This is a genomic window from Streptomyces sp. Pv4-95 (assembly GCF_045782725.1).
Classification (GTDB): domain Bacteria; phylum Actinomycetota; class Actinomycetes; order Streptomycetales; family Streptomycetaceae; genus Streptomyces.
In genome coordinates this window covers 4,753,787-4,770,265 of the sequence record NZ_CP127172.1, presented here as the reverse complement: position 1 = coordinate 4,770,265, position 16,479 = coordinate 4,753,787, and the positions used below count along the sequence as shown (strand labels likewise).

The following is a 16,479-nucleotide window of genomic DNA, read 5'->3' as shown; positions in this document are numbered from 1 at the left end:
GACGCCCCGAACCTGCCGCGCGCCGTCGCGACACCGCAACTTCGCGACACCGAGCCTCCGCCACTGGCCTCACGGATCGGGCTCCGGATCGGGCTCAGGGGCCCGCTCGAAGTCCGGGGTGTCGGGCGGTGGGTGCATCGGGAGGCGGAGGACGGCGCGAGCGCCGTCGTCGGGGGCATTGGTGAAGTCGATGTCGACGCCGAGCACCGCTGCCTGGCCGACGGCAATCGTCAGACCGAGGCCGTGCCCCCTGCCGCGCCCCGGGGCGTCGGTACGGAAGCGCTGCGGCCCGTGGTGCAGCAGATCGTCCGGGTAGCCGGGCCCGTGGTCGCGGACCTCGATGGTCGGCAGGCCGCCGGGCGGCGCGTCCACGGTGACCACCACCGGGGGCCGGCCGTGCCGGTGCGCGTTGATGACGAGGTTGGCGAGGATCCGGTCGAGGCGGCGCCGGTCGGTGTCGACGACGGTCTCCGCGGCGACCCGCACCTCGGTGTCCAGCCCGGTGGCCCGTACGGACCGTTCGACCAGCGCGCCGAGTTCGTACGCCGCGAGGTCGGCGTGTTCGGCGCCCGAGTCCAGCCGGGAGATCTCCAGCAGATCCTCGGTGAGCCGGTGCAACGCCCGCAGCCGGTCGTTGATCATTTCCTTGGGCCGGCCCTCCGGGAGCAGATCGGCCGAGGCGAGGATTCCGGTGAGCGGGGTGCGCAGCTCGTGGGCGACATCGGCGGTGAAGCGCTGTTCGGCCTGGAGGCGGCTCTGCAGGGAGCCGGCGACGGAATCCAGTGCGGCGGCGACCGCCCCCACCTCGTCCCGTCCGGCAGGGCCACCACGTGGTCCGGGCCCTGCGCTGTCGCCGACCCGCGCGTCGAGATCGCCGGCCGTGATGCGGCGGGCGACGGCCGCGGTGACGCTCAGCCGGCGGCTGATGCGGTGGGCGAGGAACAGTCCGGCGAGGGCGACGGCGGTGGCGGCGAGGACGGCCGAGCCGAGGATGGCCGTATCCAGCATCTCCAGGGAGCGCCGGGTATTGCCGTACGGCGACCAGACGGCCATGACCTGATCGTCCGCCGGCGCCGCCGCCCACATCACGGGCCGGCCGTGGTAGGTGCCGACCATGCTGCCGCGCTCTCCCCCACGCGCCAACTTCGTCAGGGGTGCGGGGAGTTCGGGCGGATCGAGGACGGAGTTGATGCCCTCGCGGGAGGTGCCGTACTCGAAGAGGTCGAGGGCGGTGTCGAGGTCTGCGCGGGCTTCCTTGCGGACCTGGCCGACGGTCTGGCGGGCCACCGCGTTGTGGACGAGGACGCCGAGGACGGCGGCGACCGCACAGCACACCGCCGTCACGGTCAGTGCGATCTTCCATCGGAGCGAGACCGCCGGAATCCTCACGCCCCGCCCCCGACAGCCGAGGAGACGGAGCCCGGCGCCTCTCCCGCAACCGCCCGGCCCGCAACCGGTGAGGGGCTCTGCCGGCCACTGGGCGAGGGTGTCGGCGGTTTCCGCGCCTCGTCGAGGGTGAGGTCCCACAGGCCCATCGAGTCACCGTCCCAGACGTAGTCGGTGACGCTGACGTAGCGCGGGTCCTTGGTGGGTTCGCGGATCGCGAGATGCCCCGCCGCGAGCTCGACGCCGGCCAGCACCCCGCGCAGCGAAAGCACCCGGGTGATGGCCTTGTCCTGGACGCTGTACACCCGCAGTTCGCTGGTGCGGGGGTCGATGTCGACGACGGTGATGAGGTCCGGTTCGCGGTCGTCGGTGAGGTCGTGGAACACGGGGCGTCGCACGGAACTCGGTTTCGGCGGCGGGCGCCCCTCGGCCGTCAGGTCGGCGTCCAGCACCGTGAGTTGGTTCACGCCTGTCATGTCGCCGCTGGGGACGGGGGCGAGGCCGGGTACGCGTTCGAGGGCGGCCGGGTTGTCCTCCCGTGCGAGCGGTGCGGGCGAGTACTCCGGCCACAGGGCGAGCGGCGCCTTCACGTCCCTGGCCCGCCCGTCGCTCTGGAGCCCCTCGACGCCCGCGCACCCCGCGACGAGGGCGAGCGGGATCAGCGCGAGGACGGCAGACAGCGCCGTCCGCGTCCACCACCTCCGCATGCTGCCACCGCTTTCATCGATGGCCCCGGAGCGGCGTCACGCCGCCCGGTGCCGACCTTGCGCAGTCCGTCGCGCCCGTCACGCCCGACCTGCGCCCGACGCGCCCGCCGTCCCGAACCGCCACCATCAGCCCAGCGCGGCGCCTGGCAGCCCGATGGCCCGACGTCGCAGTCGGAAGCCCGACGGGTACATACCCACACATATTGCGCGCAGTGTCCGTGTACCGGTGGAAGGAATCCGCGAGGCGGCCTGTCCGGCGCCCGTTATCAGCCGTTCGACGGGCCTTCGGCCGGGCCACCGTCACACGAATGACCCACGAGATCTCGCTGACTGTTACACAACGGATGGATCGCCGTTAAGGACGCTCCGTAGCGTTCCTCCCTCAGCGTGCCGGCGGCCGTGACCTCATTCGGGCTCAGTTGTCGTACGCGCAGCACCCATCGGCGGCCCGGGCCGCCCACGACGAGGAGTACCCATGCGGGCCCAGCGCCGCTCCGTCATCCGTACCACCGCCGTCGCGACCGGCGCGCTGGCCGTTCTGCTGCTTCCCGCGAGCGCCGCCTTCGCAGCCGATTCCACCGCGCCCGCGGGCGGCCGGACGTCGATCATGCTGCCCGACAACGGCCTGGCCGGACTGGCCGAGAGGGCCGGGCAACTCCCCAGGGCCGGCCTGATCGGCGGCGCGGGCGCACTCGGCGCGGTGGGCGCGGGCATCGCCCTGCACCGCCGCAACCAGGGAGGCCGCACGACCGCGACGCCCGCGGCACGGCGGAGCGGCCGCGCTCAGCGCGCCTGAGACCGGCCCTCGCTCGGCGCGCGGCCCGGCGCCTCACTGGCGCGTTCGCCCGCGAGGCCGCTCCTCCGCCAGCCGCTGCACCTCCTCGTAACCGGGAACGCCGCGGCCCTCCCCTTCGCCAGGCCACTCCACCCCGGCCGCCCCCTCAGCCTCGCGGGCCCCGGCCATCCCGTGCGCCCCGTCGTAGGGCCGCCCGCTCGCGCGGACGGAATCCGCCGCGGCGAGGGTGGCCCGCAGCGCCGTACGGAAGAGCAGCGAACCGGTGCTGATACGGCGTACCCCGAGGTCCGCCAGACGCCTGACGGTGTGTCGTGCCGGGGCGAAGAGGATGTTCACCGGAGCCGGAATCGCGGCCACCAGCGCGGCCACGTCCTCGTCCGCGACCACTCCCGGCACGAAGATGCCGTCCGCGCCCGCGGCCAGATAGCGCTCAGCACGTGCGAGCGTCACCGACAGGGGCGGCGGATCGTCCGTCAACCAGTGCGTGTCGATACGGGCGTTGAGGAACAGCCGCGGCGCCTTCTCCTTCACTGCTTCGATCAACTCGGCCTGCAGGGATGCGTCCTGCAGTCCTGCGCCTCCCGGCAAGCCGTCCTCCAGGTTGACACCGGAGGCCCCGAGGTTCGCCAACTCCTCTGCCAGGGAAGCGACATGGCCGCTCAAACCGCGACCACCGGCCGTCTCACCACGCAGCACCTCACCGACGAATCCGCCCTCGATATCGACCGTGTACGGGCACGGCAACAGGCGCCCGAGGCGTCGTGCCAGCGACAGTGTCGCTTCCCGCACCTCTGCCAGCCCCTGACCGTCGAGGTATCCGTGCGCCGCCGCGATCCCCAGGCTCGTCGTACCGATGGCCGGGTGGCCGGCGTCGGCGAGCGCGGCGGCCGAGGCGACGTCCCAGGCGTTGGGCAGCAGCAGCGGCTCATCGGCGTGGTGCAGGGCGTGGAAGGCGGCCACGTGGGACGCGGCCGGCCGCGGCGCCGCATCCCCGGGGGCGGCGGCGTCGCCAGGGGAGTCGGCGCGGGGCACCGGAGAATCGGCCTGGGGGCCGGGACCGGCAACGGGGCCGGGACCGGGACGGGCAGCGGGTTCCGAAGGGGTCATGCGGGCACCGTAGAGCCCGGTCGTTTCGGTGAGCGCCGAAGCGTCACGGCGGACAATGGATGTATGACGACCCCGCCCTACAGTCTCGAACTCTCCCGGCTGGCGGCACTGCTCGCCGACCGCACCCGGGCCGCGTTCTGCCTCGCGCTGCTGGACGGCCGGGCCTGGACCGCAGGTGAGCTGGCGGCGTACGCGCAGGTAGCGCCCTCGACGGCGAGCGAGCACCTGACCCGGCTGACCGAGGGCGGACTGCTCGTCGAGCGGCGCCAGGGCCGCCACCGCTATGTGCAGCTCGCGGGCCCCCGCGTGGCGGAGCTGCTGGAGTCGCTGACCGCCCACCTCGATGCGCCGGCACCGCCGCCACGCGGCCTGCGCGCCACGAACGTCTCCGCGGCGCTGGCCCGTGGCCGGACGTGTTACGACCATCTGGCCGGGCGGCTCGGCGTCACGATCACCGACGCGATGACCGGGCGCGGGCTGCTCGATCAGGACGGCGGCTTCGCCCTCACGGAAGCCGGCCGGGACTGGTTCTCCGACGGCCTCGGCATCCCGCCGGCGGGGCTGCGCAGCGGCCGCCGCCCGCAGGCCCGTGGATGTGTCGACTGGACCGAGCGACGCCGGCACCTCGCAGGAACCGCGGGAGCCCGGCTCTGTGAACAGCTGCTCGACCGGCGATGGGTCCGGCGCATCGGCAGCGGCCGGGCCGTACGCCTCACCCCGGACGGTGCGGCCGCCCTGCACGACCTCCTCGGCATCGACGGCGAAGCCGCGGGCCTGGTGTGAACGGGACTACTCCCCGCACTCTCCCGGCCGCGCGTACACCGTGATGCGGGCTCCGTGGACCTCGCGGCTGCTGCACACCGCGAACGCGTCCCGCAGGGTGGCGCGTTTGGCGATTTCCTGGTCGTTGGCATCGGTCGGCTGGCCGTCCGGGTCACCCGCGACGATGATGCGGCGGGCCGCCAGCATCCGGTCGCGGATCGCGTCACCGGACCTTTCGGTGCCGTAGAGGGTGTGTGAGGCCAAGGGGCTCTTGGCCACGGCGAGATCGTGCAGCCCGCGGAAGCCGTCCGGGTGCGCCGCGACCCAGACCCGGCGCCGCGAGGGCATGAACAGCAGACCGTCACCCGGCCGCGCCACCTCCCCCACGGTCCGCGCGATGGCGGTGAGGTCGTCGACCCGGCTGTCCGGACTGCGCAGGTGGACATTGACGGGCAGCAGCGCGGCCAGGACGAGGACGAGCACCGCCGCCCACCGCACCTGCCGCCGGCGGGTCTGGCCACGTTCGCCGACCGGGCGCAGCAGCCGGGCCAGCGCGGCACCGGCGAGCAGGGCGAAGCCCGCGACGTAGTAGAGGACGTAGCGGTCGACGTAGGCCGGTTCGACGTGGGAGAGGAGCAGCAGGAGCAGGGTGGGGAGCAGCAGCAGCGGAATGCCGACGGCCCGCAGCCCGACCGGGCCGCGGGAGCGCACCGGGACGCGTGCGCAGGCGACGCCGAGGACCGCGAGCACGGCGAAGGTCAGCAGCTGAACGGGGTCCGGCCACATGAGCCAGCTGATCTGCGCCGACTGCCGGGCGCTGAAGACCACGAGCGGGGCCAGCCCGGCGAGGACGGTGACGGAGGCGAGCGCCCAGGCGCGCAGGACCCGGCGCGGCATCCGCGCGAGGACCAGGGCGGCTCCGTGGGCGGGCAGGGCCAGCGACGCGAACTCGTGCAGCAGGCAGGCGAACAGCATCAGCGCCGTATAGCCGATCCACAGCCGCGGGCGCGGACGGGCGGCGGCCAGGACGAGCAGGTAGGTGGACCAGACGACCAGCGCGCAGACCGTCGCGTACGAACGCCCCTCCTGCGCGTACTGCTGGACGACCGGGATCAGCGCGAAGGCCAGCCCCGCGCAGAGCCCCGCGCGGCGCCCGACCAGCCGCTCCCCCAGCAGCGCGAGACCAGCGGCGGCCAGGGTCATGGCGACCACGGACGGCAGCCGCAGGCCGATGACCGCGCCGAGGGTGCCGCCTAAGGTCGCGTCGTAGCCGAGGAACCAGAGGTGCATCAGCGCGTAGTACAGGCCGTGTACGACGTCGACGTGCTGCAACGTCGGCCACAGGTCGGCCAGGCTGCGGTGCGCCATGTCGTAGGTGACGGCCTCGTCCCGCCATATGGCGTCCTGACGGCGCACACCCCAGGCTCCCAGGAGAAGCATCAGGCCCGAGGGCATCACCACCACCGCGCCCCGCGCCGCCCATGTGCCAGGGGCGGTCACGGAGGACGCGAACGTCTTCTGCGCTTGCGCTACGTCGATGACGGTCTCCGGTCACGTACGGACGCACTGCTGGGGAACGGCGGGACGGCAAAGACGGCGGGACCACCGGGTTCGGCAGCACCGCCGGGAACCACAGATACTGCCTGAAGTGCTGCTGCCCCGGGGAGCCCCGGCGGCCGGCACTGCCGCGTGCGGACGAGACCGGCACGCCCTCATCGCTGCGGATCGCCGCGGCGATCGGTGGGCTCCGGGCCGGCGGAGCGTGCTGGTCCGGCCCGGAGCCATGGGGTCACCCGATCCGCGTCAGCTTCGACCCGAACGTCGGCTCGGTCAGGTCCTTCTGGAGCGCCACCGGCACCTTCTGCTCGCTCGCGCCGTTGCCGACCGTGAGCACGCCGACCTGCGTCCCGGCCTTCGCCGTGTGCGGAACGGCCTTGCCGCCGTCGCTCATGGCGAACGTCGCCTTCATCCCGGGCCAGCCGACCGCCGACAGGTCCTTCGTGGCGACGACCGGGGTCCGGCCGCCGAGGCCGTCATCGACGTAGCCGACGACCTGCCCCTTCTTCACCACCTTGTCCGACACCAGCGCGTCCCGCGTCGCGGTGATCACCTTCGAGCTGTTCTCCAGCACCAGCTTGAGGTGGGCGTTGGAGTCGGGGCTGTTGGTGCGCTGATCCATCATCACGCCGAGCAGCAGCTGGTCCTTGCCGCCGACGGTCCGGTACGCGGCCCACATGAACGCGCCGCCGGCCGGCGAGCTCGACCCGGTCTTGATGCCGCGCACCACGCCCGGCATCGTCGTCAGCAGGCTGTTGTTGTTGTAGAGCGTCGTCGGCAGACCGTCGATCTTGACGTTCTCGGTGGCGACGACCGCGCGGAACGCGTCGTTCTTCATCACCACTTCGGCGAGCTTGAGCTGGTCGACGGAGGTGCTCACGGTCGCCTTGTCCAGGCCGCTGGGGTCGGTGTACTTCGTGTTGGTCATCCCCAGTTCCTTGGCGGCGGCGTTCATCTTCTTCACGAACGCCTCCTCGGTGTCGGAGTCCCAACGCGCGAGCTGCCGGGCGACGTTGTTGCCGGACGGGATCATGAGCATCTGCAGCATCTGGTACTGGTTGAACTGCTGCCCCGCCCTGAGCGGCACCCGCGACTCGTCCTTCTTCTTCGAGTCGGCCTCCGCCTCGGCGTCGATGCGGATCGTCTCGCCCTTCTCGTCCTTCTTCAGCGGGTGATCGCGCAGGATGACGTAGGCGGTCATCACCTTGGCCACGCTCGCGGTCGGTACCGGCTTCGCCTTGCCCGACGTCCCCAAGCTGCCGACGCCGACGACCTCCGCCGCGGTCTGTCCCTGGTCGGGCCACGGCACGGACAGCTTGCCGCCCCCGAAGGTGAACGCCGTCGACGAGCCGACGGCGAGCTCCGGTGCGGGCAGCGGGCGCGCCGACTGGGCGACCACGAAGATGATGCCCAGCAGGATCACCAGCGGGGTCCAGATCTTGAACCGGCGGACGACCGTCCGCAGCGGGGTCTCCGGCGGCGGCGGGGTGTTGGTGAGCCGCGCCAGCAGATCGAGCGGCGGCAGCGGCTCCTGCCGGGTCCGCTCGGACTCCGGCAGGGCGCCGGGCTCGGCCTGCGGCGGGGCGGATGCGGTGGCTCCGGTGCTCGCGGCGGCACCCGCGGCCGGCGGGGAGCCGGGGCGTGCGGGCTCGGCGGGCTCGGTCTCGGCGGGGAGCGGAACCCCCGCCCCCGCGGCCTTGCCGGGGGCCTTGTCGGGGCTCTGGCCCGGGGCACGAAGGGGCGTACGGTCCGCCGTCTTGCCCAGCGACTTCTCCGCCGCACCCGCGTCCGTCGACTTCAGCGCCACGAACTGGCTGGTGCGCTCGACTTCCCGCTCCGCCGGCCGAGCCGCCTTCGTCCCGGCGTCCTTCCCGGCATCACCGGTCTCGTCGCCGGTCTTGTCGCCGGGCTTGTCCCCGGCCTTGTCGCCGGGCTTGTCGCCGGGCTTGTCCCCGGCCTTGTCGCTGCTCTTGTCGCCGTTGCCGGGCTTGCCGGCGCCCTTCGCAGCAGCCGCGCCCTTGCCGTCCCCCGTGCCCTTGTCCTGGCTCCGGGCCTCGCCCGACGCCTCGGACTCCGACTCGGACCCCGACCCGGATTCGGAGTCGGACTCGGGCTCGGCCTCGGCCTTGCTCTTGTTCTTGCTGCTCGTGCCGCCGTCAGCGGGCGGGGCGATCTTGAAGGCGGTGGTGGGCTGATCCACGGCCTTCCCCGCGGACGCCACCTTGGACTTCGCGATCGCGAATACGCGCGTCGCGTCGTCGACCGCCGATCCCTCGACCTCGGCCTCGTCGCCCCCGTCACCGTCCTCGGCACCACCGGTGCCGCCCCCCTTGGAGCCGGCCTTGGCGTCGCCCTTGGCGCTGCCACCCTCGGCGCCGCCCTTGGAGGTGTTGTCGGCGCTGCTGCTCTTGCTCTTCTGGGGCCCGACGGTCTTGAACGCAGCCGTCGGCTGATCCACGGCCCCGGACGCGGAGCCGCCCCCGCCCTTGGACTCGACCTTGGGCTCAGCCTTGGGCTCGACCTTCGCCTCGGCCTTGGACTCAGCCTTCACCTCGGGCTCGACCTTCGCCTCGGCCTTGGACTCAGCCTTCACCTCGGGCTCAGCCGTGGGCTCAGCCTTCACCTCGGGCTCGTCGTTCGCCTCGGCCGTGGACTCCACCTTGGACTCGGTCTTGCCCTTCGCCGTACGGGCAGGCTTCGCCCCACCGCCGGCCTTGGCAGCACCGCCCGCCTTGGCAGCACCGCCGGCCTTCGCCTTGCCGCCGGCCTTCGGCTTCGCCCCGGACTTCTTGCCCGCCCCGGACCCGGAACCGGACTCGGCCGCAGCCCCGCCGCCCGCCCGAGCCTCGGCATCGGACTTTGCAGCCGGCTTCGCACCCGCACGCGCTTTCGCCTCCGCCGCATCCGCCGCGTCGGTCGCGTCGGTCGCGTCGGTCGCATCCGAGCCCTCACCCGACGCCACGGACTCCGCCGGCGCCGCGCTCTCGGCATCGCTGTCGGCATCCGCGACGCCGCCACCAGCGGCACCCCCGGCGGGCTCAGCGCCCTCGCCGGCCTCGTCGCCCTCGTCGCCCTTGTGTGCGACCCAGGCGGCCACTGCGTCCCGCAGACGGTCGTCGCCGCCCCCGGGGACGCTCTCGCCGCCCTCGGCCCCCTGAGGCGACTCGGACGCCTTCTCCGCCCCGTCCGTGGGCGCGCCGTCCGCCGAGGGCCCGCCCGCGTCCGCGCCCTGCGCGTCCTCGGCGCCCTTCGCGCGCTCGGCGTGCTCCCCGGCTGCCGTCTCGGCCTCCGCCTGCTTCGCCGGTTCGTCCGGCTCTCCGCGGAAGACGGTCAGGCGCGGATCGCGTGCGCTCCGCGCCGTCTCCCCCGACGACTGCTTCTTGTCCGACTTGTCGGGGGACTCGCCCGCCACCGATGTCTCCTTCGTACGTCGCACTGCTGCCTGGCCCAGTGTTCCCAAGTGTCCTGTGTACGCGTGGCGGCGCCTCGCCGCCACGCGAAACCGGTCCCTGCCGCACCCCGCGGAAGTTGTCGCCGACGTGCTAGACGAGAACGACATACCTACCGGTTCCCTATCGAACCCCCCACGCACCCTCGACAGATGAATGTGAGAGGGGTCACCCTGTCATTCATCCACGCGGGGAGGCATGGATGGGCAGGAGCCGCAGAACAATTCCGGAGGAGCTTCTGCTGCTCGCTTTGGACCCGGCAACGGGCACCACAGCGCAGCCGCAGTCGCTCGACCTCGGCCTGGCCGGGGCCCAGCTAGTAGAGCTGGCTCTGGCAGGACGGATAGCCCCAGACGGGGATCGTATCGCCGTGGTGATGCCACGGCCGACAGGAGATCCGACTCTGGACTCCGCACTCGAACTGCTGCGCCGACGCGGCAGTCCGGTACGCGCGGTCCACTGGATCGGCGGGCCCCGGCTGGGGCTGCGCCAGACGTATCTCACGCACCTGGAGCGGTGCGGCATGGTGCATGCCGTGGCGGGACAGATGTGCGGGGTGCTGCCGACGACGCGCTACCAAGCGACGGAGACGGCAATCAGCCGGGAAATCAGGGCCCGGCTGGACAACGCGATCCGCACCGGCGTACCACCGGACCCGCGGACCGCGGCGCTCGCCGCGCTGGCCCATGCGGTCGGACTCGGCAAGCACCTCTACCCGGGGAACGAAGGGCGTTCATCGCGCTCCCGGCTCCGGGACCTGATCCGGCACGACCCGATGGGCGGGCTGGTCGCACACGCCGTCATGGATGTGCAGAACGGAGTGGGCGCGCAGCCACGGCGGGCGCAGGCCGCCGCCGCGGTACCGGGCGCAGCTCCGGGACCCGTCCGGCAGCCGGCCCGGGCAACGGCGGAACCGGCAGGCATGCCGGGCCCGTCACGGCACGGCCACGGCAGCATGGCGCGCGTCGGCGCCCGCTGACGTACGCCGGACCGCCCCACCCGCACGACGCCGCGCCCGAGACCGCGCGGTGCACCACCCGGCACGGTCGCACCATCGATCAGGGCACACACGCACCACCGAGCACGGCCGCACGCCTCGCTCCACCCGCCTCGCGCGCCTCGCATCAGGGGCACGCGACGGCGGGTGCGAGCACGGCCGTGCGAGCGCGTTCGCACCACCGCACCACCGTCCCCACCGTCCCGTTCGGGAGCCGCAGCAAGAACGCGCGGGGTGGCGGACCGGCCGCATCGGACGACGGCCGGCCCGCCACCCCGCGCGCATGCGCGATCGCCTTCTGTGTGCATTTCACTGCGCGGCGTCTACCTGGGGTGGCACTCTGCTGAGCAGGAAACGACAGCAGTACGGAGCCGGAGGTGCACGTCCCGTGGCGTCCAATGTCAACCCCACCGTCAGGCGACGCCGGTTGGGCCAGGAGCTGCGAAGGCTCCGGGAGCTCAAGGGCATGACGGCGGAAGAGGTGGCCGAGCGTCTGCTCGTCTCCCAGTCGAAGATCAGCAGGCTGGAGAACGGCCGCCGCAGCATCAGCCAGCGCGATGTCCGTGATCTGTGCGGCGTCTACGAAGTGGACGATCACCGCATAGTCGATTCGCTGATGCAGATGGCCAAGGATTCGCGCCAGCAGGGCTGGTGGCACGCCTTCGGCGACATCCCGTACAGCGTCTACATCGGCCTGGAGACCGAGGCGGCCTCGCTACGCGTCTACGAGTCCCTGCTGGTGCCCGGCCTTCTGCAAACACCGGGATATGCCGAGGCCGTCATTCCCGGCACGGTCCCCGAGCTCGCGCCCGACCAGCTGGAGAAGCGCATCCAGGTCCGCATGCGCCGCCAGGAGCGGGTCAACGACCCGGAGCGGCAGCTGCGGCTGTGGGTGGTGCTGGACGAGAGCGCCCTGCGGCGGGTGGTCGGCAGCCACCTGGTCATGCGCGAGCAGCTGGACCACCTCGTCGAGGTGAGTCATCTGCCGCATGTCACGGTGCAGGTACTGCCGTACGACACCGGCGCGCACGCCGGAATGTCGGGGACGTTCTCGATCCTGGAATTCGACGACGCCGCGGATTCCAGCGTGGTCTACATCGAAGGGGTCACCAGCGATCTTTATCTGGAGAAGACCAACGATGTCCACAAGTACACGATCATGTACGAGCATCTGCGTGCCCAAGCGTTGAATGCGGACCAAAGTCGGGAGTTCATCGCCGCTGCGGCCAAATCCCATGCGGACGCCGTGGGGTGAGGAGTCCCGCGCGGCAGTGAACGGGCCGCCCGGCGCGCTGCGAAACGGTCGACGAGGAGGGGACGGAGGAGGAGACGGGGAGGAGAAAAGCAGGTCTTCAGCTGCGGAATCAGACATTCCGGTTACTGGGTTCGCACGGTACACCTGGGCCGACTTCCTTGAAAAGAGATCAAGGAATATGCCATTCGGACGGGTGAACGGCCGCTGTGGCACGTGATGTTGGCGCGTAGCGTCTGCACTACCGAAATCCACGGCAACTCAGAGTGAGTCGGAGTGAACATGGCCATTCAACCCAATTCCGCGTTCTCCTGGACGAAGTCCTCGTACTCAGGTGGCAACGGCGCATGCGTGGAAATCGCCGTGCCGACCACCGCAGCCATCGCGGTACGCGACTCCAAGGACCCGGACGGTCCGCGACTGACGTTCGACAACTCCGCCTGGAGCAGCTTCGTGTCGGGCGTCGCCGGCGGTTCGTACGACCTGGCGTGAGCTGACCGGCCAACGGCCTCAGGTCACCGGCTACCGGCCGACCGCGAGGCCATGGGGCGGCGGGCCCGACAGGACCGGCACCGCCGCCGGCCACGCCCCGGCTGCCGCCGATGGAGCAGCACCCGCACCACCAGCACTGCCCGCACCACCCGCATCACCGCAGAACGAGCCCTCTCGACTGGATCGCCGTCCCGGCCGAGGGGGCTCGGCCATGCGGCGGGGCGGCGCCACCCTCCCTGCAAGCGCCGCCGCCGCACACCTTCGCACCCGGGAGGTCAGCGCAGTTCGGCGACGTACCGGTCCGTCCCGGGAACCGTCGGGATGAACGGCGCGACCAACTCCACCCTCCCCAGGCCCGACTCCGCGACCGCGGCGACCCGGTCGGCGAAGTGGGCGGCCCAGCCGTCGCGCGGATCCTCCTGGAGGAACCACAGCAGCGTCAGCCGGGTGTCGACGCCCTCGACCTGCTTCACATACGTCATACGGTCGCCCGGAAGCGGGGTCGGCCGGAAGACGGTGACCATGGCCGCCGGCGAGCCCGCAAGCCGTCGCGGCAGGTGCCGGTCCCGCAGCCACTCCGCCAGCGCCGCGCGCTGCTCGGGCCCGTCCGTGTCGATCACCTCCAGGACCAGCCCGGCGTACGGGTGGTCCAACGCGTGGAAGTCCCGGGGGCCTGCCGCACCGTCCCGGTAGACCGTCGCGACGTGGTCCTGGAAGGCCGTGAAGACGTGCGTGCGGTCCTGGTGGACCCGGCCGTCCCGGTTGAGGCGCTTGTTGATGCCGACGGTCCACTTCATGTGCTCGTCGTAGCGCCCCTCGGTGATCCAGTAGGTGGAGAGGTAGCAGCCGGCCGTGACCGGCCGGGCGACGGCGGACCCCTCCGGGCGGCGCAGCAGTTGCAGGTCCCGGGTGGCGACCCAGCGGCGCCCGGCGAACATCCAGGGCATCGCCATGGCACCGGCGATGTAGTGATCGTCCTCGTACCAGCGGTTGTAGGCGTGTTCGTGGCCGGGGTGCGGTTCGACCATGGTGATCAGCGCGTGCCCGGGGTGCACGCCGTAGGGGCCGACGGAGGCCAGGGCGGCGTAGGCGGCGCTGCCGGTTTCCGCGGCGGGCGCGGTGTCCGGCTCTTCCGGAGGGTGTGCGATGTCCTCGGTCATGAGGACAGGTGTAGTTGACGGAGCGTCAGAAAGGGAGGGGTGGGGAGCGACCGGCCGCTCACCGTCCACCCGTCGCCGCTGACCGGACGGGGCCCCTCGCAGCCGGCCCCGCGCAGTCGGCGACCTTCCGGCATTCACCGCTGGCGGCCCACCCGCTCACCGTCCGGCTCATCATGCGGGCAGGGCTGCGCACCGGGTCACCCGCCGCTTAAGCTGCGTGACATCTGCAGCTAACGCCGGTTAACGCAGACGATGACCGATTGGAGCCGCCATGCCGGACGCCACCCTCGCCGACGCCGTCACCCCCACGCCCGATCTCGCCGCGCGCGCGGTCCAGACCGGCAGCTCGCCCGTACGCGACATCCTGGCGCTGACCGCGCGCCCCGAGGTCATCTCGTTCGCCGGCGGGCTGCCCGCGCCCGAGCTGTTCGACGCGACGGGCATAGCGGCCGCGTTCCAGCATGTGCTGACCGAGGAGCCGCGGCGCGCGCTGCAGTACTCCACCAGCGAGGGCAGCCCGGAGCTGCGTGCGGCGGTCGCGGCGCGCACCACCGCCCGGGGGCTGGCGACGGACGCCGACGACCTCATCGTCACCACCGGCTCGCAGCAGGGTCTCTCGCTGCTGGCCACCGCCCTGCTGGAGCCGGGCGACGTGGTCCTGGTCGAGGACCCCTGTTACCTCGCGGCGCTGCAGATATTCTCCTTCGCCGGCGCCCGGGTGGTGCCGGTGCCGACCGACGACGAGGGCCTGCTGCCCGAGGCGCTGGACGAGATCGCCGCGCGGGAGCGGCCCAAGCTGCTCTACGTCGTGCCGACCTTCCAGAACCCGACGGGACGGACGCTGTCCGCCGAGCGCCGGGCCGCGGTCGCGGCGGTCGCCGCCCGCCGCGGGCTGTGGATCGCCGAGGACGACCCGTACGGCGAGCTGCGTTTCGAGGGCGAGCCGGTGCCGTGGGTCGCCACCTTCCCCGGCGCGGAGGACCGTACGGCGCTGCTCGGGTCGTTCTCCAAGGTGATGGCGCCGGGCCTTCGTCTGGGCTGGCTGCGCGCGCCGGCCGCCCTGCGGCGTGCCTGCGTCATCGCCAAGCAGGCCGCCGACCTGCACACCTCGACGGTCGACCAGGCAGCCGCGGCGCGGTACCTGTCGGTCTCGGACCTGGACGCGCATCTGGAGCGGGTGCGCGGCGCGTATCGCGACCGGCGCGACGCACTGGTGAACGGCCTGGCCGTCGCGCTGCCCGAGGGCTCGCGGTGGAACCGTCCGGCGGGCGGCATGTTCGTCTGGGCGACCCTGCCGGAGGGCTACGACGCGACGGCGCTGCTGCCCGAGGTCGTGCGGCATGACGTCGCCTACGTCCCCGGCGCGCCGTTCTTCGCCGGACCGCCGGACGCGACGGCCATCCGCCTGTCGTTCGTGACGCACTCCCCGGACGAGATCCGCGAGGGCCTCGTCCGACTGGCGACGGCGCTGGGGAGCGCCCACGGGAGCGCCCGCCAGGAGGAATGAGGAGCGGGAGAGGTAGGGGAAGGGCTGATCCGGGACGGCCTGGCCCGATCAGCCCCGGGCCGGTTCCGGCATGCGGGCGTCTGCCTCCGGTCTTCCCCTGCCGCACCCCTCTGGTCATTCCCGCACCCGCGCCGTAACCTGACGCATCGTCAGGAAATGCGCGAGCGGGACCTGGAGGCGCACATGCTGCTGCGGAACAAGACGGTCGTCGTCTCGGGCGTCGGAGCGGGGCTCGGGCACCAGGTCGCGGCGGCCTGTGTGCGGGACGGGGCGGACGTGGTCCTGGGCGCCCGCACCGCGGACAACCTCGCCAAGTCGGCTTCCCGGATCGACCCTTCGGGCGAACACACGGCCTGGCGGGTGACCGATATCCGCGACGAGTCCCAGTGCGAGGCGCTCGCCTCACTGGCCGTGGAGCGGTTCGGCGGGGTCGACGCGGTGATCCATGTGGCCGCGCTGGACTCCCTCTTCGGCGGCCTGCGCGACGCCGACTTCGACGCCTGGCACGAGGTCGCGGACGTCAATCTCTTCGGCACCCTGCGGATGACCCGCGCCTGCCTGCCCGCCCTCACGGCGCGCGGCGGCGGATCGGTGGTGATGATCGGCACCCAGTCGTCACTCGCCGCGCCCTCCCAGGTGCAGCAGGCCGCGTACGCCGCGTCCAAGGGCGGGCTGGTGTCGGCGATGTACTCCCTGGCGCGCGAGCTGGGGCCGAGCCGGATACGCGTCAACACCGTGCAGCCGGGGTGGATGTGGGGCCCGCCGGTCGAGTCCTACGTGCGGTTCGCGGCGCACAACGAAGGCGTTCCGGAGTCCGAGGTGCTGGGCCGGCTCACCGAACGGATGGCCCTGCCGGAACTGGCGACGGACGCCGATGTCGCCGAGAGCGCCGTCTTCCTGGCGTCCGACCGGGCGCGCGCGATCACCGGCCAGTCGCTGCTGGTCAACGCGGGCGAGCTGATGCGCTAGCCGGCGCCTCCTCTCCGGCGCTTCCGGCCGTTCCGGGCCGGGCACACGACGTTCCTCCGCGGTAGCGAGCTGCCGTCGCCCTGTCGTCCGCCCGGGATCCCGCTCCCGCGCGGAGACGCCGTCCGGCGCCTCGCCTGGTGCTGTCGACGCGAGTGGGTTCCGTGCGATCGGCGGATCTCGCGGGCCGGTGAATTTCGTTCGGTCGGTGGGTTCCGTTCGGTCGATGGGTTCCGTGTGGACGGGCAATGGCGCCCGGCGAAGTGTCCGCTCATCGTGTGTTCGGCGTCCCGCGCGGGACAACGGCCGGGAAGGTCAAGAGACGGCAAAATCGTTCGCTT

At 72.4% G+C, this 16,479-nt stretch carries 13 protein-coding genes; 7 read left to right on the top strand and 6 right to left on the bottom strand.

What is annotated here, in order from left to right; all coding sequences use genetic code 11:
• Nucleotides 1-69: 69 nt before the first annotated feature.
• Nucleotides 70-1,389, bottom strand: a complete 1,320-nt coding sequence (locus QOM21_RS20955; protein ID WP_407552187.1) for a sensor histidine kinase — start codon at nt 1,387-1,389, stop codon at nt 70-72.
• The gene (locus QOM21_RS20950) at nt 1,386-2,093 is read right to left on the bottom strand and encodes a hypothetical protein (protein WP_407552186.1); all 708 of its coding nucleotides are present in this window, start codon (nt 2,091-2,093) and stop codon (nt 1,386-1,388) included. Before QOM21_RS20950 ends, QOM21_RS20955 begins: the two co-directional genes overlap by 4 nt.
• 475 nt (nt 2,094-2,568) lie before the next feature.
• Here QOM21_RS20950 and QOM21_RS20945 point away from each other — a divergent pair, with 475 nt between their 5' ends.
• The gene (locus QOM21_RS20945; protein WP_407552184.1) at nt 2,569-2,889 is read left to right on the top strand and encodes a hypothetical protein; all 321 of its coding nucleotides are present in this window, start codon (nt 2,569-2,571) and stop codon (nt 2,887-2,889) included.
• Nucleotides 2,890-2,922: 33 nt separating this feature from the next.
• Here QOM21_RS20945 and QOM21_RS20940 read toward each other — a convergent pair whose 3' ends face one another.
• Complete coding sequence (locus tag QOM21_RS20940) at nt 2,923-3,996, bottom strand: isocitrate lyase/phosphoenolpyruvate mutase family protein (RefSeq protein ID WP_407552182.1); 1,074 nt, start codon at nt 3,994-3,996, stop codon at nt 2,923-2,925.
• A gap of 63 nt (nt 3,997-4,059) precedes the next feature.
• On the opposite strand from QOM21_RS20940, the gene QOM21_RS20935 reads away from it, so the two are divergent.
• Nucleotides 4,060-4,779, top strand: a complete 720-nt coding sequence (locus QOM21_RS20935) for an ArsR/SmtB family transcription factor (RefSeq protein WP_407552180.1) — start codon at nt 4,060-4,062, stop codon at nt 4,777-4,779.
• A 6-nt stretch (nt 4,780-4,785) separates the two neighbouring features.
• On the opposite strand, the gene QOM21_RS20930 is transcribed toward QOM21_RS20935, so the two are convergent.
• Nucleotides 4,786-6,258 carry a glycosyltransferase family 39 protein gene (locus QOM21_RS20930; protein WP_407552179.1) on the bottom strand — a complete coding sequence of 491 codons (1,473 nt, stop codon included), beginning with the start codon at nt 6,256-6,258 and terminating at the stop codon, nt 4,786-4,788.
• 289 nt (nt 6,259-6,547) lie between these two features.
• Nucleotides 6,548-9,727: a D-alanyl-D-alanine carboxypeptidase gene (locus QOM21_RS20925; protein WP_407552177.1), complete on the bottom strand. Its 3,180-nt coding sequence runs from the start codon at nt 9,725-9,727 to the stop codon at nt 6,548-6,550.
• A 239-nt stretch (nt 9,728-9,966) separates the two neighbouring features.
• Here QOM21_RS20925 and QOM21_RS20920 point away from each other — a divergent pair, with 239 nt between their 5' ends.
• The 3 genes from QOM21_RS20920 (at nt 9,967) to QOM21_RS20910 (ending at nt 12,505) form a co-directional block, all read left to right on the top strand.
• Entirely contained in the window at nt 9,967-10,743 is a 777-nt protein-coding gene (locus QOM21_RS20920; RefSeq protein ID WP_407552176.1) for a GPP34 family phosphoprotein, read from the top strand.
• A 406-nt stretch (nt 10,744-11,149) separates the two neighbouring features.
• Nucleotides 11,150-12,016, top strand: a complete 867-nt coding sequence (locus QOM21_RS20915; protein WP_393892589.1) for a helix-turn-helix domain-containing protein — start codon at nt 11,150-11,152, stop codon at nt 12,014-12,016.
• Between the two features lie 279 nt (nt 12,017-12,295).
• Entirely contained in the window at nt 12,296-12,505 is a 210-nt protein-coding gene (locus QOM21_RS20910) for a DUF397 domain-containing protein (RefSeq protein WP_407552174.1), read from the top strand.
• A gap of 275 nt (nt 12,506-12,780) precedes the next feature.
• On the opposite strand, the gene QOM21_RS20905 is transcribed toward QOM21_RS20910, so the two are convergent.
• On the bottom strand, nt 12,781-13,665 hold the full coding sequence (locus QOM21_RS20905; protein ID WP_407552172.1) for a hypothetical protein: 885 nt from the start codon (nt 13,663-13,665) through the stop codon (nt 12,781-12,783).
• A 271-nt stretch (nt 13,666-13,936) separates the two neighbouring features.
• Here QOM21_RS20905 and QOM21_RS20900 point away from each other — a divergent pair, with 271 nt between their 5' ends.
• Both QOM21_RS20900 and QOM21_RS20895 read left to right on the top strand, forming a co-directional pair.
• Nucleotides 13,937-15,172, top strand: a complete 1,236-nt coding sequence (locus QOM21_RS20900; RefSeq protein WP_407552170.1) for a PLP-dependent aminotransferase family protein — start codon at nt 13,937-13,939, stop codon at nt 15,170-15,172.
• A 183-nt stretch (nt 15,173-15,355) separates the two neighbouring features.
• Nucleotides 15,356-16,141 (top strand): SDR family oxidoreductase, encoded by a 786-nt coding sequence (locus QOM21_RS20895; protein WP_407555739.1) that lies wholly within the window; start codon nt 15,356-15,358, stop codon nt 16,139-16,141.
• Nucleotides 16,142-16,479: the final 338 nt, after the last annotated feature.

Coding starts and splice junctions, on each gene's coding strand:
- QOM21_RS20940 (WP_407552182.1), bottom strand. CDS start 3,996: ATGACCCCTTCGGAACCCGCTGCCCGTCCCGGTCCCGGCCCCGTTGCC.
- QOM21_RS20935 (WP_407552180.1), top strand. CDS start 4,060: ATGACGACCCCGCCCTACAGTCTCGAACTCTCCCGGCTGGCGGCACTG.
- QOM21_RS20920 (WP_407552176.1), top strand. CDS start 9,967: ATGGGCAGGAGCCGCAGAACAATTCCGGAGGAGCTTCTGCTGCTCGCT.
- QOM21_RS20950 (WP_407552186.1), bottom strand. CDS start 2,093: ATGCGGAGGTGGTGGACGCGGACGGCGCTGTCTGCCGTCCTCGCGCTG.
- QOM21_RS20910 (WP_407552174.1), top strand. CDS start 12,296: ATGGCCATTCAACCCAATTCCGCGTTCTCCTGGACGAAGTCCTCGTAC.
- QOM21_RS20945 (WP_407552184.1), top strand. CDS start 2,569: ATGCGGGCCCAGCGCCGCTCCGTCATCCGTACCACCGCCGTCGCGACC.
- QOM21_RS20900 (WP_407552170.1), top strand. CDS start 13,937: ATGCCGGACGCCACCCTCGCCGACGCCGTCACCCCCACGCCCGATCTC.
- QOM21_RS20905 (WP_407552172.1), bottom strand. CDS start 13,665: ATGACCGAGGACATCGCACACCCTCCGGAAGAGCCGGACACCGCGCCC.
- QOM21_RS20895 (WP_407555739.1), top strand. CDS start 15,356: ATGCTGCTGCGGAACAAGACGGTCGTCGTCTCGGGCGTCGGAGCGGGG.